This is a genomic window from Veillonella magna DSM 19857, from assembly GCF_000428745.1.
Taxonomy (GTDB): Bacteria; Bacillota; Negativicutes; order Veillonellales; family Veillonellaceae; genus Veillonella_A; species Veillonella_A magna.
The window spans coordinates 145407-160149 of record NZ_AUAN01000004.1; the positions used below are offsets into that span (position 1 = coordinate 145407).

The 14743-nt window shown below is 44.9% G+C and carries 17 protein-coding genes; 1 reads left to right on the top strand and 16 read right to left on the bottom strand.

The genetic code is table 11. The features are described 5' to 3' along the window. Nucleotides 1-215: 215 nt before the first annotated feature. Both G344_RS11830 and G344_RS0101560 read right to left on the bottom strand, forming a co-directional pair. The gene (locus G344_RS11830; protein ID WP_028254653.1) at nt 216-650 is read right to left on the bottom strand and encodes a hypothetical protein; all 435 of its coding nucleotides are present in this window, start codon (nt 648-650) and stop codon (nt 216-218) included. Nucleotides 651-708: 58 nt separating this feature from the next. Then, entirely contained in the window at nt 709-1812 is a 1104-nt protein-coding gene (locus tag G344_RS0101560; protein WP_211219540.1) for a DUF362 domain-containing protein, read from the bottom strand. Nucleotides 1813-2089: 277 nt separating this feature from the next. Between G344_RS0101560 and G344_RS0101565 the strand changes: the two genes are divergently transcribed. Continuing rightward, complete coding sequence (locus G344_RS0101565; RefSeq protein WP_028254655.1) at nt 2090-3103, top strand: histidine racemase CntK family protein; 1014 nt, start codon at nt 2090-2092, stop codon at nt 3101-3103. Nucleotides 3104-3313: 210 nt separating this feature from the next. On the opposite strand, the gene queF is transcribed toward G344_RS0101565, so the two are convergent. From queF to rpsM, 14 genes are all read right to left on the bottom strand, one after another. Continuing rightward, on the bottom strand, nt 3314-3811 hold the full coding sequence (gene queF / locus G344_RS0101570) for a preQ(1) synthase (RefSeq protein WP_028254656.1): 498 nt from the start codon (nt 3809-3811) through the stop codon (nt 3314-3316). Continuing rightward, on the bottom strand, nt 3798-4391 hold the full coding sequence (locus tag G344_RS10425; RefSeq protein ID WP_083963040.1) for a QueT transporter family protein: 594 nt from the start codon (nt 4389-4391) through the stop codon (nt 3798-3800). Before G344_RS10425 ends, queF begins: the two co-directional genes overlap by 14 nt. A 187-nt stretch (nt 4392-4578) precedes the next feature. Beyond that, nucleotides 4579-5457 (bottom strand): 2-oxoacid:ferredoxin oxidoreductase subunit beta, encoded by an 879-nt coding sequence (locus tag G344_RS0101580; protein WP_028254657.1) that lies wholly within the window; start codon nt 5455-5457, stop codon nt 4579-4581. Nucleotide 5458: 1 nt separating this feature from the next. Beyond that, entirely contained in the window at nt 5459-7210 is a 1752-nt protein-coding gene (locus tag G344_RS0101585; RefSeq protein ID WP_028254658.1) for a 2-oxoacid:acceptor oxidoreductase subunit alpha, read from the bottom strand. Nucleotides 7211-7718: 508 nt separating this feature from the next. Beyond that, nucleotides 7719-8291, bottom strand: coding sequence for a nitroreductase family protein (locus G344_RS0101590; RefSeq protein WP_051245648.1), 573 nt, complete (start codon nt 8289-8291; stop codon nt 7719-7721). Between the two features lie 149 nt (nt 8292-8440). Beyond that, a complete protein-coding gene (locus G344_RS11835; protein ID WP_156886127.1) occupies nt 8441-8710 on the bottom strand; it encodes a hypothetical protein in 270 nt (89 codons plus the stop codon). A 161-nt stretch (nt 8711-8871) separates the two neighbouring features. Then, complete coding sequence (gene truA, locus G344_RS0101605) at nt 8872-9642, bottom strand: tRNA pseudouridine(38-40) synthase TruA (protein ID WP_028254660.1); 771 nt, start codon at nt 9640-9642, stop codon at nt 8872-8874. Then, nucleotides 9639-10439: an energy-coupling factor transporter transmembrane component T family protein gene (locus G344_RS0101610; RefSeq protein ID WP_028254661.1), complete on the bottom strand. Its 801-nt coding sequence runs from the start codon at nt 10437-10439 to the stop codon at nt 9639-9641. Before G344_RS0101610 ends, truA begins: the two co-directional genes overlap by 4 nt. Beyond that, nucleotides 10429-11304: an energy-coupling factor transporter ATPase gene (locus G344_RS0101615; protein WP_028254662.1), complete on the bottom strand. Its 876-nt coding sequence runs from the start codon at nt 11302-11304 to the stop codon at nt 10429-10431. The genes G344_RS0101610 and G344_RS0101615 overlap by 11 nt, the downstream gene beginning before the upstream one ends. Beyond that, nucleotides 11295-12119, bottom strand: coding sequence for an energy-coupling factor transporter ATPase (locus G344_RS0101620; RefSeq protein ID WP_038154721.1), 825 nt, complete (start codon nt 12117-12119; stop codon nt 11295-11297). Before G344_RS0101620 ends, G344_RS0101615 begins: the two co-directional genes overlap by 10 nt. 413 nt (nt 12120-12532) lie before the next feature. Continuing rightward, nucleotides 12533-12868, bottom strand: a complete 336-nt coding sequence (gene rplQ / locus G344_RS0101625) for a 50S ribosomal protein L17 (protein ID WP_028254664.1) — start codon at nt 12866-12868, stop codon at nt 12533-12535. Nucleotides 12869-12882: 14 nt separating this feature from the next. After that, the gene (locus G344_RS0101630; RefSeq protein ID WP_028254665.1) at nt 12883-13884 is read right to left on the bottom strand and encodes a DNA-directed RNA polymerase subunit alpha; all 1002 of its coding nucleotides are present in this window, start codon (nt 13882-13884) and stop codon (nt 12883-12885) included. Nucleotides 13885-13966: 82 nt separating this feature from the next. Then, nucleotides 13967-14356, bottom strand: coding sequence for a 30S ribosomal protein S11 (rpsK, locus tag G344_RS0101635; RefSeq protein ID WP_028254666.1), 390 nt, complete (start codon nt 14354-14356; stop codon nt 13967-13969). Nucleotides 14357-14373: 17 nt separating this feature from the next. Beyond that, entirely contained in the window at nt 14374-14742 is a 369-nt protein-coding gene (gene rpsM / locus G344_RS0101640) for a 30S ribosomal protein S13 (RefSeq protein ID WP_028254667.1), read from the bottom strand. Between the last annotated feature and the right edge of the window lies 1 nt (nt 14743).

Genomic DNA, 14743 nt, shown 5'->3' on the forward strand with positions numbered 1-14743 from the left:
TATCCTTCATATCCTTCATATCCTTCATATCCTTCATATCCTTCATATCCTTCATATCCTTCATATCCTTCATATCCTTCATATCCTTCATATCCCTTCATATCCCTTCCATCGGCCACTGTTTACCGGTTAGCAAACAAAACGTGTTGGCATAGTTTTTTTGATTCGGTTATAAAAAAAGAGACCCGGTTTCCCGAGTCTCTTCTCTATTCGCGTTATTCCACAAACGGAATTTCCAATGCTTGCTTGGACAACTTATTCAATACTACCTTATTGGTCACACTGTTTGTTGGAATAGGCTGCCAGTACGGCGCCTTTTCGCTGCGAATATCAAGAATCCATGCTTCCTTCGTAGCGTAATTCAATTTATACACTGCGCGGCCGCTATACAATCGATCACCATCCGGTCGCACTTCCATAGAGTTTACGGAAAATACATACACCGGCGGCTCAGAATAATCAACCGATACAGTAGGCACCGTATATACAGTATAGAAGCCTTGATGCATAGCCGTAGCCGCAAATGTATGACTTTCATTATAACTGTTCCAATCCGGTCCGTTTAGCGGCATGTCTGCCGACGCCGCTCCGATCCCCAGTGCTGACACCATCATCGCCAACACTGCCATTCGTTTACCTACCCATTTCATAGTCTAATCGCCTTTCGTTACAACCACTACATCTATACGACACCCAATTCCACGTTACTTATTTTACCTCTACCAGACGATACGCACGCGTTCCTAACCCTAAATCTTCGGCGCGTTTTAGAGCTGCTTCCCAGTCGGTATCCGGTGACACATCGTGGAAATGATCCCAACCGTGTTCTTCTTTTTCATCCAACATACTGCCCGGCATAATCGGCTGTTTATTGACTGCATCAACGCAAGCTTGATCCAAGGCTACCAAATCATAGGAAGCAAATATCCCCACATCCGGTACGATAGGCACATCGTTTTCGCCGTGACAATCGCAATACGGCGATACGTCTACAACAAAACTGATATGAAAACGAGGGCGATTACGCACCACGGCAGCTGTGTATTCTGCCATCTTTTCGCTAAGTACCGTATTGGCTTCGTCCCACATCGGCGAAATTGCATCCATCGGGCATACACCTACGCAGCGACCACAGCCTACGCATTTTTCTTCCGTAATAAACGATTTGCGATCGGTTACATGTACCGCATCATGGGCACAATATTTTTCACACTGACCGCAGCCAATGCAAAGCGCTTGTTGAACAAAGGGCTTACCTGCACTGTGCTGTTCCATTTTACCGGCGCGGGATCCACCGCCCATGCCTAAGTTTTTAATGACACCACCAAAGCCGGCGGATTCATGTCCTTTAAAATGTGTCAGCGAAATAACAATATCCGCTTCCATCAACGCGCGGCCAATCTTTGCTTCCTTCACGTATTTGCCATCCGGCACCGGCACTTTAATTTCATCAAGCCCTTTCAACCCGTCGGCAATAATAACGTGGGCTCCCGTATTGTACGGATTGAACCCATTTTGGTACGCTGACTCGATATGATCCAGCGCGTTCTTACGACCGCCTACATACAATGTATTGCAGTCCGTCAAAAACGGTTTACCACCGAGTTCTTTAATAATTTTTACCAAGCGCGCTACATATTGCGGGCGCAGATATGCCAAATTCCCCGGTTCACCGAAATGCATCTTGATAGCTACATATTTATTAGCAAAATCAATTTCTCCGATTCCGGCTTTTCGTACCAAGCGTTCCATTTTATCCAATAAACTTTCACCGACGCGGGTGCGCAAATTTGTAAAAAATACATCCGACATACCTATGTCATCTCCTCTTTCTACCATAATACCTACTTATAAGCGGAGTGCAACACAGCTCGGTTAAACCTGCTGTCGGCACATGCCAACTTCATTATCTCTGGTTACAATACATATATATTGTAATCTATTTTAGAAGAATGTGCCATTACTTTTCATGCATAGGTATGCGCAAATCCCAAAGAGAATACTATGGATACGCCCATTTCTATGGTACACTAAAAGAAAGTTCACTACATTTCATTATAGCTTCCCCTCAGCAAAGGAGGTTTTGTCCATGTCATCAAATTACCAGGACACATCACGTACTGCCAAGACGATTGCATCCACAGTGTCATCGAAACAAGATAGCCGTCCCCGGTCTGCCTCACTCCATTTCATAAAAGTAAATCCGGCCGGCAATATTACTATTCTCGTCGATACGCCGATAGAAGACGAAGCCAGACCAACCATAGCCAATCAATTGATGGCATATAATCATCTGCATGCCGAACAGGTCGGCTTCCTTAGCTATCCTTCTAACGGTAGCCCTCGAGAAATCCCGCTTCGATTGACCATGATGGGCGGAGAATTTTGTGGCAATGCTACACGGTCTGCTGCGTCTTATGCAGTCTACGCACGGATGCTAGCGCCCGAAGCTGACGGAAGCTATCAACCATTGGTATATTGTTCCGGGTCATCCGCCCCTATTCGCTGTATCGTGCGACCGACCGATCATCCCTTTATATTTTATGCAGAGGCCCATATGCCATCACCGCAAACCGTTGACATAATACATATATCGTTTGATACATGGACCCTACCATTACACCGTGTTACCTTTCCCGGGATTACTCATTATATTGTTCCCATACGTGCATGGTATGAGCTATCCCCATCTATCGTCGGTAACGCCTTTCATACCGATGGATTATTAGCAGATGCTGTACGCCCTACGTTACACCGATTATTCGATTCACTGTTTTCTCAATTAAAATGCCAAGAAGCGGCAGCTGCCTTCGGCATCATGTTCTATGATACTATACGCCAAGAGATGGTGCCGGTTGTATATGTAGATGCTACCGAATCCATCTTTTGGGAGCAAAGCTGTGCCAGCGGCACTACAGCTGTGGGGGCGGCCTTATTATGTTCTTACCGGGGCAATCAATCACTTACCTTGCATCAACCCGGCGGCACCTTAACCGTTCATCAGCGTTGGCATACGGTGAGCCATGATGATCAATCCTTATGTCCTCAGTATTATCTGGATGGACCTGTGCAAATCACGGCCATCGGAGACGCTTTCTTATAATAAACATCACTGTCATTGGGTATCGTAGATGTTTACATATATAGTATACAGATACTACATGTGAGTATAATGAAAAAGACACAGTTACTATTGTCCGATAGTGACTGTGTCTTTTCTTATGTACCTATTGATACGTTATGCTATTATATATTTCTTAATCTACCTACACTACACCTGTCTCACTGCATATTGCCATAGGCCAACATGTTGCTATCTATATGCTACCCGTTCCGGCTGCATATCATGAAACTGCAGTCGTTCCTTTGCCACTCGTTCCCAGTCAGTATTCGGCTTTCCGTAATTGGCATAAGGATCTATCGACAAACCGCCGCGGGGTGTGAATTTCCCCCACACTTCAATGTACTTCGGCGACATTAATGCAATTAAATCTTTCATAATGATATTTACACAATCTTCGTGAAAGTCACCATGATTTCTAAAGCTAAACAGATATAGCTTTAAAGATTTACTTTCTACCAATCGGTCATCCGGCACATACGAAATGTATATGGTCGCAAAATCCGGTTGCCCCGTCATCGGGCATAAGCTCGTAAACTCGGGACAATTAAACTTTACCCAGTAATCGTTCTGCGGATGCTTATTCGGAAACGATTCCAATACCTGTGGTGCATAATCGGTCGGATAGGTAGTATGATGCCCCAATCCATGAACGCCCTGCAATTCCTCTTGTGTTCTACCGCTTGCCATAGCTTCTTACCTCCTTGGATGTAAACTCATCATGCGCTGCTATTACACCTTCGTGATTACTCATTACCATAGCATCATGCTGATTTGGTGCCGTCTCATTAGTCACAGTACCGCGGACACGCTCAATGGCATTTACTAATATATAGCTGACAATACCGCAGATGACTTGGCCCACTAGCAGACTACTTGCCAATATGATGTACGGTACCTGAAGTAAATATGCCAGCCAAAGGGGTACAACTAATCCCGGGATAAGAGTAATGATGGGAATGACTATCCAATTACCAAGTCCCATTCGCTTTCCCCATGCCGCTGCGCCGGCACTGAGAAGACCTACTATACAACCGCCGATGGCATCAATCGGTCCTAGCCCGCCCATAATCATATTGCTGATTAAGTTTGCCAAGCCGAATACAGGCACAGAAAAAGGGAATAATGCCGCCAAACCGTACAACGCCGTTGCAATTCGCACCTGGTATTGCCCAAAAGCAAATCCTTGCGTGGCCATCATGATGACGATGTACAATGCCAACAAAATTCCCGAAATAGTAAGTTTTCTCGTGTGTGATACTCTGTTCATTTGTTTTTCTCCTTAGTTTTATTTATAGACAGGATGGTTACGAACTGTCTTGCTCGCACAAGCGCGAGACAATGCCTATATTATAGCGAATCTCTTTCTTCTTGGCAACCGTCATACATAAAAAGGTCTCCGGCACACGTCGGAGACCTTTTTTTCATAAGCAATACTGTATACTGCTTATCCTATCTTATTTAAATTCTTTGCAAAGATCAGCAAATACATCGGCATTCGGTTTTACAACGTCATGAACCAATGCACGCGGATGCGGACCGCCGTTAACAGCCGCCATTGCTTTTTCAAAGGACGGCTTGGTATCATCACGATAAATCAAGCCGGTTACCAAACCTTCGTGAGCACCCAATGTCTGCAATGCCTGTACGCGGTTTGTCGGATCATATCCTTCTACAGTGCTCAAAGAAGTTAAGTGTTCTTTGAACCAGTCATAGCTATTGCGTTTGTTATACGTTACACATGGGCTAAATACATTGATGAAGGAGAAACCTTCATGCTGCATGCCCTGTTTAATCAATTCAACTAATTCGGCGCGGTTAACCATATAGCTCTGCGCTACAAAGGTAGCACCGGATGCGATTGCTGTTTCGCAAATCGGTAACGGAGATTCAAAGGATCCATGCGGAGATGTCTTCGTTACAAAACCGATATCGGAACGCGGAGATGTCTGACCTTTCGTCAAGCCATATACATGGTTATCCATAACAATGTACGTAATATTTACATTGCGCTTGAAGGCGTGAATGGTATGCCCCATACCGATAGCGAACGCATCGCCGTCACCGCCGGCACATACAACGTTCAGATCCTGGTTGGCCAATTTAACCCCCTGTGCATACGGCAAGGCACGACCGTGCGTCGTATGAGCACCGTAAGTGTAGAAGTATCCGCCGATACGGCTGGAACAACCGATACCAGAAATAACGGCCAAGTTTTCCGGAGAAATATCCAGTGCAGCCACTGCATCGGCAATAGCTGCCTGTACCCCGTAATGACCGCAGCCCGGGCACCAGTTAGGACGAATATCATTTCTGTAATCGTTAGCTGTTGTCATCTTATAAAACCTCCTTGATAGCTTTCTTCACATAGGATGCCGTAAACGGATTACCGTCATATTTCAGGCAGCTGTGAATCTTGCGTTTTTCCGGCATGTTAATACGGAACATGTCTGCCAACTGTGCAGTAGCATTCTGTTCACAAATAACAACCTTCTTCGCATTTTGATAGAACGGTAAAAGCTGTTTCGTCGGGAACGGTTTGATAAGACGAAGCTGTAAATGGTTAACTTTATGGCCTTCTGCTTCCAATTCGGCTACCGCTTCTTCGATAGCACCGCGGCTGGAAGCAATACCGATAACGAGCACGTCACATTCGTCATGCTTAGCATTGTTAAGGAACGGTTCATAGTTATCGGCTACCGTTTCTAATTTACGGAGACGCTTATCCGTCTGCGATACGTGCATAGACGGTGCTTCTGCCGGTTTACCTTCTTCATTATGTTCAAGACCCGTGGAAAGGAACAAACCATTCTTCATACCCGGAATCGTACGCGGCGAGATGCCGTCTTCTACGAGTTCAAAGCGTTTGAAGTAGTGCGGGCGTTCCAATTCCGGAAGGTCTTCTTCCTTCATCAACTTGCCGCGGTTAATCGGCACACGGTTGAGATCAAAGCTAGGTACGGACTGCTTATTAAGACCTTGCTGTAAATCAGGCATAAAGATAACCGGGCACTGATACTGTTCGGCAAGGTTAAATGCTTTCTGTAATTCATAGAAGCATTCTTCGATGCTGGTCGGGGAAATAACGATATTCGCATAATCGCCATGAGCATTATGACATGCTGCGTTGAGGTCAGAGGTTTCTACCTTTGTTGCCATCCCTGTGGACGGGCCGGAGCGCTGCACGTCAATAACAACCATCGGCAACTCGGCCATGGAAGCCATGGACAAAGATTCTGCCATGAGGCTGAGACCCGGGCCGGATGTACATGTGAAACCGCGAACACCGGCATATACACCGCCCATAGCCGTCATGCAAGCGGCAATTTCGTCTTCCGTCTGTACAACGGTTGCACCGATTTTATCCATTTTCTTAATCATGTATTCCATAACTTCCGAAGCCGGCGTAATAGGATAGGAAGCCATGAAACGAGATCCGGCAGCAATAGCACCTAATGCCAATGCTTCGTTGCCGAGAAGGAACATCTGATCCTTCGGCTGCGGCACCGGTAACGTTTCGATTTCTACATCGCCCTTGCTAGCCAATACCAATGCATGACCATCTTCAAAGGCGTTAAGATTTTTGTCTACAATATCCTGCGATTTTTTCGCAAATTTTGCGGCAATCGCCGTTCTGAACGGCGTCTTGTCAAAGCCCAACAAAGCAACGGACATACCGAGTGCTACGATGTTACGCATCAACAGCGATCCCTGTTTCATAGCAGTTTCGGTAATCGGCAATGCCAAGCAGGTGATCGGTGCGCCATCAAATTTGGAGAAGTCTGGGTTTACTTCGCTGTCGCAAATAATAAAGCCGCCTTCACGCACTTCTTCACCATGTTTATCAACAGTTTCCTGGTCAAGTGCTACCAAGAAGTCGATTTTTTCACCAACGGTCATAATCGGTTCTAACGCAATGCGCAAAGCGAAGGTCGTATGACCACCTTTAATACGCGATGCGAACAAACGCTGGCTATATAAAGAATAGCCTTCTTTTGCGAGGATTGTCGCCATGATTTCGCCACAGCTTTCAATCCCTTCACCTTGCTGGCCGCCCATTTTCCAGATAAAATCTTTACGTTTTTGCAAGAGATTCACCCTCCTTAGGATTTCACATTGGACTTAGAAAGACTGTTCAACAATGTATGTAAAAAAGTGTATACTAATCCAATCTTTCAACTACAACAATAATAGCATTTTTATGTAAAATTAGCAATCATGCACAATCAGTCATAGAAGGTCTCCATGCATAGGGCGCAAAGGCAGGCTCATATTGATTCTATAGGATATACACTGCCTTGTATTATTGCCTGTTCCCACCGAAGCACGCACTATCAAGCTTTTCTTATTTTTATCGTCCCCTCTGAGTGCTCATAGTATTCAAATACAGGGTCATGCTAACAGAATATTTATTCGTCTTACCAGATTATTTACTCTCTGTTACAAGAATTTCTTGTACAATTCAGCGAGAGTACCGGTTGCTATGACAAATTAATATACCACTTGTATTGCTATCTGATATTCCAATTGCATGTCTCATCAGCTACTTACTTCATGCTAATAGCAACCGATACTTACTTCATGCTAATAGCAACGACTATTCACTGCGCCACTCCGTCAATGTATCAACATCTTCACGCCACCGTGGATACGGTGCTTCCGCCGGCACACCAATAGCAATGGCAGCCACCAATTCATCTTTGCGTCCCCACCAGGCTTGAATCTCCTCTTCACATTGAAATACGTCACAAATCCACAGAGTCCCCAATCCTTTTTCCGTCGCTGCCAATAGCATCGTCTGAATCGCGGCACCAATCGATTGTGTGTCCATCACGCGACGATAGCGCTTATCATTGTAATCCTGTTCCAGCGGGGCATACCGATTACCTACCAATATCACTGCTCCTGCTTCTTCCATAGCCCGTGCACTTATGCGCAAGCTGCCGAACACTTCGCCACGACTTTCTTTATCGATAGCCGTTTGCCACAATATACTCGCCAATTCTCGTTTCGCCTTATCGGTCACTACGGTAAAATACCAAGGCTGTCTATTCTTTCCCGACGGTGCGCGACCTGCCGTGACGAGTAATTCTCGTATCGTCATTTCATCAATACTCTCTCCCGTAAATCTTCGAATGCTGCGACGTTTAGCTGCTATCATATCTATCATACGATCAACTCCTTCTTACCATTTTACTTAGTTTCGATTATATCATGGCATATTTCCATCAAAAAAAGAGAACTCTTTCGAGTTCTCCCAAACATGATCATAACCAAATATACTGCCAATCACATGATCGACGAAATATATTATTAACTTTATCGTCGATGGCTAAGGTCCGCATCCTCTGCGTTGCCGCAGATAACTCTCGACACTTCCTCACAGGATTGTATGCCATCTTCACCAACCACAAAATGTGCATACACCTCTACCTCACTGGGTGTAGCCTCTGATTTCTTCCACACCTTTACATGATGATGCATAAGAACCATCTCCTCATAAGCCGCTGCGCCCAACACGGTGACCATCAATCGAGACGTTGCCGAACGTAACACTTGCAAATGAGATATAAACATATCATAGGACAATATATGCCCATCGCTTTTTGCGTCTAGGTATTTGCAAACCGATTCGTTATTTTCTCAATGATTCCTTCTGCATACAACTCATTAAGCAAGAGCAGGGTATCTTTCACATAAGCTCGGGCATCCATATTGTATCCTCCTTATAAGCTAACATCTTCATCCCCTTATAATTCAGACACTACCACATCCAACCGAACGCTGTCAAAAAATATTTCTTCTAAACAAAGGCCTTGTGCCGGCGCTGTTTTTCCCAGTTTACGGCGATCCTTAGCTGCCAGTAGTTCCGGTATACGTCCCGGCTCCACCTTCCCCAAACCTACATCAACCAAGAGGCCCGCAATATTTCGTACCATATGATACAAAAATCCATCGCCAACTACATGCAACGTAATGTGCGGTCCGTTCTGTTTAACGGCCACACGAAATAATGTCTTAACCGGATTCGCCGGTGTTGAGTTGGCACCTTGCAAAGAAGTAAAGTCGTGTGTGCCTTCCAATAGCCGCGCAGCTTCACGCATGCGCTCTACGTCTAACGGCTTTTTCACATGCCAATGGTAACGCATGCCCAGCGGATCTTGCACGCTGTCGTTATGAATGGTATACACATATTCCTTCCCCAGAATACGCCACCGAGGCCGCCAATCCAAAGGAATCTCTTCTGCTCGTCGTACTACGATATACGGTGGCAAGTGCGCAATTAACGCCCTCGTTAAATTTTCTACAGGAATTCGCCCTTCCGTAAAAAAGGTAATGACCTGAAACTTTGCATGCACTCCCGCATCAGTACGCGACGCACCATATATACTGATTGACTCGTTGCATACTTTACTCAGTGCTTCTTCCAAGCAACCTTGCACCGTCACATCATTTGCTTGCCTCTGATAGCCACACAGCTCGGTACCATCATAGGCCACAATCAATCGAATGTTCCTCATACGAACCACCGCATAACGATTAAGAGTAGAGTAACGCCTATGATACATGCCATGCCGATATAATCATAGCCGGTAATCACCAGTTCCTTCATGCGAGTTCGATTTTCACCACCGCGATAGCAACGAGCTTCCATGGCCACGGCTAACTCGTCGGCACGGCGAAAGGCACTGATAAAAAGAGGTACTAATAAAGGAATCATATGTTTCGCCCGTTTGACTATGCTGCCCGTTGTAAAGTCTGCGCCGCGTGATTCCTGTGCCTTCATAATACGATCGGTTTCCTCCAGCAAGGTAGGAATAAATCGCAAAGCGATGGTCATCATCATAGCTAACTCGTGCGCCGGTACACCAAACCGTTTAAACGGTGCCAGTAAGTGTTCAATTCCGTCAGTCAATCGAATCGGCGATGTAGTATATGTCAATAACGATGAAAAGACGATAAGAAATACTAAACGTGCTGCCATCATGGATCCCATGCGCACACCTTCTTCAGAAATATGAAGCCAGCCATATTGCCACAGCACTGTCCCCGGCGTTGTAAATACATGAATCCCCATGGTAAATACGATGATAATCCATAATGGCTTAATTGATGCCCAAACCAAGCGCCAAGGCAGTCGTGATACAGCTAAGGTCACAATCGTGAAGCCGGCTATTACCGCATAGGATGCTACGGTTTCCGCTAAGAAAATAGCCACAATAAAAATCATAGTCGCTAAAATCTTCGCACGTGGATCCATTTTATGAATAAAGGATTGTCCCGGGAAATACTGCCCAATAGTAATATTACTCAGCATGGTGTACCTCCTGTTCCTTCAAAGCCTTTTCAATAGCCATTACCGCATCGTCCACATTTCGAACTTCCGTAGAAACCGGTAATCCGCGATGCTTCAATGTTTCCATCAATACAGACACCGGGGGCACATCCACACCTGCTTTTTGTAACTCTTCACGGTGATGCATAAATATGGTCAGAGGTTCGTCATCTAAAATAACATGACCGCCGTCTAATACGATGAGGCGGGTCGCCATTCGAGAAATATCTTCCATGTTATGAGACACCAATGCTACCGTAATGCCCTTCTCTTTATGCAGACGAATGATTTCATCAAAAATTTCTTCACGACCAAACGGATCAAGTCCAGCCGATGGTTCATCCAAGATTAAGTATGATGGGTTTAACGCTACGACGCCGGCAATCGCTACTCGTCGCATCTGTCCTCCGGATAAATGAAACGGTGAGCGCTCCGCATATGTATCATAGTCAAGACCGACAAACTTCATTGCTTCGCGTACGCGCTCGTCTACCTCTTCTCCTGACAATCCTAAATTGCGAGGTCCAAATGCAATATCTTTAGCAATTGTTTCTTCAAAGAGTTGATGCTCCGGATACTGAAAAACCATGCCCACCGTATGGCGCATATTGCGCGCCTCTTCCGTTTTATCTGCTAAATCAACATCATTGACTGTTACCTTTCCCGAGGCGGGATGGAGTAAGCCATTTAAATGTTGCACCAATGTTGACTTACCCGAACCGGTATGACCGATGATGCCCAGGAATTCACCTTCATGAATTTCTAATGTTACACCGTCCAGTGCTTTTTTTTCGTATGGCGTATGAGCACCGTATACATATGATATGTTGTCCAAAACTATCGACATAGCACATCTCCTAATTCTTCATTCGTAATAATACCTTTCGGTAACGCATGACCTCTCTTTATCAACTCCGAAGCAACTTCAGCTGCCACCGGCACATCCAGTCCCAACTGCTTTAACGTATCTACCTGTTCAAAAATCTGACGCGGTGTACCTTCTTGTAGCTTAACTCCATTCTTCATTACCACGATACGATCAGCTACAGCAGCTTCCTCCATAAAATGAGTGATATAGACAACCGTAATACCTTCTTCCTTATTCAGACGTCGTACTGTGTCGAGTACTTCTTTTCGTCCTCGTGGATCCAACATAGCCGTAGGCTCGTCTAAAATAATACAATCCGGCTTCATCGCCAATACACCGGCAATAGCAATCCGCTGCTTCTGCCCACCGGACAATAAATGTGGTGCATGAAGTGCATATTGACTCATATTGACAGCCTTCAACGCTTCATCTACGCGACGTCTGATTTCACTTGGTTCAATGCCAAGATTTTCCGGTCCAAATGCCACATCCTCTTCAACAACAGCAGCAACAATTTGATTATCCGGATTCTGAAATACCATGCCCACATGTTGACGTATATCCCAAATGTGCGCCGGATCCTGTGTATCCATTCCCAAAACTTTAACGGTTCCTTCACTGGGCATGAGTAACACATTAAAATGCTTGGCCAATGTACTTTTGCCACTACCGTTAGTGCCGATAATCGCTACAAACTCGCCTTTATATATAGTTACATCTACATCCTTGAGGGCATGAACAGGATTTCCCATTTCATCGGTATACACATGACTCATATGCGATACGTCAATCATAACCTCTTTATCTATCTTATATTCGCAAGAAGAGTCACTATTTTTTATAGTCTGTATCGGCTTCGTATTACTCGCTTCCTCTTGATAGTTAGTCTGCTTTTCTTCTTGATAGCTAATTTTCTGTTCTTCTCGGCAACCGACTTCTTTCTTGCCTCGATGACTTATATTTCTTTGTTTGGTATCTCGCTTTCCCATCAATGTATCCTCACATAGTTTTTAGATTAACAAAACAACTATACACCGTTTTCATAATAAATGTCCATACTTCGTTAACCTAATAAAAATTCATAGGTTAACCAAGTACATACATTTCTTTCATTATAGCAAAGACAGAACCTCTACAAAAATAATTTTTACACAGAATAAAAAGCGGTGCTGCCATAGAGCAACACCGTTTATTATGTGTATAATTACTAGACTAACTCGATAATAGCCTGCGGAGCGGCATCGCCTTTGCGAAGACCAGTTTTAATTACACGAGTGTAACCACCCTGGCGCTCAGCATATTTCGGAGCAATTTCGTCAAATAATTTTTTAACAACATCTTCGTCCATGAGGTATGCGAGAACCTGACGACGAGCGTGAAGATCGCCGCGTTTAGCCAAAGTAATCATCTGATCAGCCAAGCCGCGCAATTCTTTAGCTTTAGCTTCAGTGGTCTCAATACGATCATATTGGAAGAAAGATGTTAACATTCCGCGGAACAAAGCCTTACGCGCGGAGCTGTCTCGGCCTAATTTTCTGTACATTAGTCATCCTCCTCTTATTCGCTTTTTTTCTTGAGAGAGAAGCCGCCCAACGGATGGTTTTGAAGCTTTTCTTCAATTTCATCGATGGATTTCTTACCCAAGTTACGGACCTTACCTAAGTCCTCAACGGATTTATCAAGCAAATCCGCAATAGTATTAATGCCTGCACGTTTCAAGCAGTTATATGCACGTACGGATAATTCCAAATCATCAATTGGAATCTTGGACGGGCCGTCATCTTCAACGACTTCTTCCGTATCCGTAGATACCACTTCACCTTCGTATTCATCAGTACCAAGATTAATCGTATCAACGGAATGTGCCAATTTAGTGAAGTTGCCCAAGTAGCTAATCATGATAGCCGCTGATTTCGCTACCGCATCTGCTGCGGTAATGGAGCCATCAGTCCAAACTTCGAGCGTAAGCTTATCGAAGTCCATTTCATTACCTACACGTACATCGCCAACTTCATATTTTGCTCGAAGAATCGGCGAGAAAATGGAATCAATCGGAATACGACCGATTACATCATCTTCTCTCTTATTCTTCGTGGACGGCACATAGCCCTTACCGCGATCTATGCGCACATCCATTACCAGATGAGCCACCTCATCCATAGTAGCAATTACGAGCTCAGGATTTAAAATTTCAACCTCTGGTGGAAAATGAGGAATCAAATCACCAGCAGTTAAAACTCCGTTCTTCTGGATATCGATGTGAACATCCAACGGAACCTGTGCTTCGCTTTCGAGGCGAAGGCACAGTTGTTTGAGGTTAAGGATTATATCCGTTACGTCTTCACGAATTCCCGGGATGGTAGAGAACTCATGAAGAACACCTTCGATTTTTATGGAAGTGATAGCCGCTCCATCCAAGGACGAAAGTAAAATCCGACGCAAGCTATTACCGAGAGTAATACCATAGCCACGATCCAACGGTTCGCACACGAATTTACCGTAGCGACCGTCGTCGCTCATATCAACTTTCTCGATTTTGAGTTTTTTTTCTTCGCTCATCAGGATAATCCTCCTATAAAAAACGCCCCATAAGTATAGTATATCACAGCAACCATCTTAAACACAGTCGCCAATCGATAAATTATACGCGACGACGTTTCGGAGGACGGCAACCGTTGTGCGGAATCGGAGTAACATCTTTAATACTGTTAACTTCCAAACCGGCAGCCTGTAATGCACGAATAGCTGCTTCGCGGCCTGCACCCGGACCTTTAACGAATACTTCAACCTGACGTAAGCCATGTTCCATAGCTGCTTTAGCAGCCTGTTCGGCAGCCATCTGAGCAGCAAACGGAGTGCTCTTACGGGAACCACGGAAACCAAGACCACCGGCAGATGCCCAGGAAAGCGCGTTACCGTTGATATCGGTGATGGTTACGATAGTGTTATTGAATGTGGAGCGAATATGCGCTGCTCCGGACTCAATATGTTTCTTTTCTTTTCTTTTGCTTCTTACAACTTTCTTAGCCACGCTGTATCCCTCCTTTATTATTTCTTCTTACCGGCGATTGCTTTTCTAGGACCCTTGCGAGTACGAGCATTCGTCTTAGTACGCTGTCCGCGGCATGGTAAACCCATACGATGACGCTTACCGCGATAGGAGTTGATTTCAATCAAGCGCTTAATGTTGAGAGCTTCTTCACGGCGAAGGTCACCTTCTACTTTGTATTCTTCGTCGAGAAGACCACGAATCTTAGCTACTTCGTCTTCGCTTAAATCGCGAACACGAGTATCCGGGTTAATACCGGTCTTTGCCAAGATTTCCTTGGAAAGCGTCAACCCAATACCGTAAATATATGTCAAACCAATTTCAACACGTTTGTCACGTGGTAAATCTACACCGGCTATACGTGCCATC

Coding starts and splice junctions, on each gene's coding strand:
- G344_RS11830 (WP_028254653.1), bottom strand. CDS start 650: ATGAAATGGGTAGGTAAACGAATGGCAGTGTTGGCGATGATGGTGTCA.
- G344_RS0101560 (WP_211219540.1), bottom strand. CDS start 1,812: ATGTCGGATGTATTTTTTACAAATTTGCGCACCCGCGTCGGTGAAAGT.
- G344_RS0101565 (WP_028254655.1), top strand. CDS start 2,090: ATGTCATCAAATTACCAGGACACATCACGTACTGCCAAGACGATTGCA.
- queF (WP_028254656.1), bottom strand. CDS start 3,811: ATGGCAAGCGGTAGAACACAAGAGGAATTGCAGGGCGTTCATGGATTG.
- G344_RS10425 (WP_083963040.1), bottom strand. CDS start 4,391: ATGAACAGAGTATCACACACGAGAAAACTTACTATTTCGGGAATTTTG.
- G344_RS0101580 (WP_028254657.1), bottom strand. CDS start 5,457: ATGACAACAGCTAACGATTACAGAAATGATATTCGTCCTAACTGGTGC.
- G344_RS0101590 (WP_051245648.1), bottom strand. CDS start 8,291: ATGATAGATATGATAGCAGCTAAACGTCGCAGCATTCGAAGATTTACG.
- truA (WP_028254660.1), bottom strand. CDS start 9,642: ATGAGGAACATTCGATTGATTGTGGCCTATGATGGTACCGAGCTGTGT.
- G344_RS0101610 (WP_028254661.1), bottom strand. CDS start 10,439: ATGCTGAGTAATATTACTATTGGGCAGTATTTCCCGGGACAATCCTTT.
- G344_RS0101615 (WP_028254662.1), bottom strand. CDS start 11,304: ATGTCGATAGTTTTGGACAACATATCATATGTATACGGTGCTCATACG.
- G344_RS0101620 (WP_038154721.1), bottom strand. CDS start 12,119: ATGATTGACGTATCGCATATGAGTCATGTGTATACCGATGAAATGGGA.
- rplQ (WP_028254664.1), bottom strand. CDS start 12,868: ATGTACAGAAAATTAGGCCGAGACAGCTCCGCGCGTAAGGCTTTGTTC.
- G344_RS0101630 (WP_028254665.1), bottom strand. CDS start 13,884: ATGAGCGAAGAAAAAAAACTCAAAATCGAGAAAGTTGATATGAGCGAC.
- rpsM (WP_028254667.1), bottom strand. CDS start 14,742: ATGGCACGTATAGCCGGTGTAGATTTACCACGTGACAAACGTGTTGAA.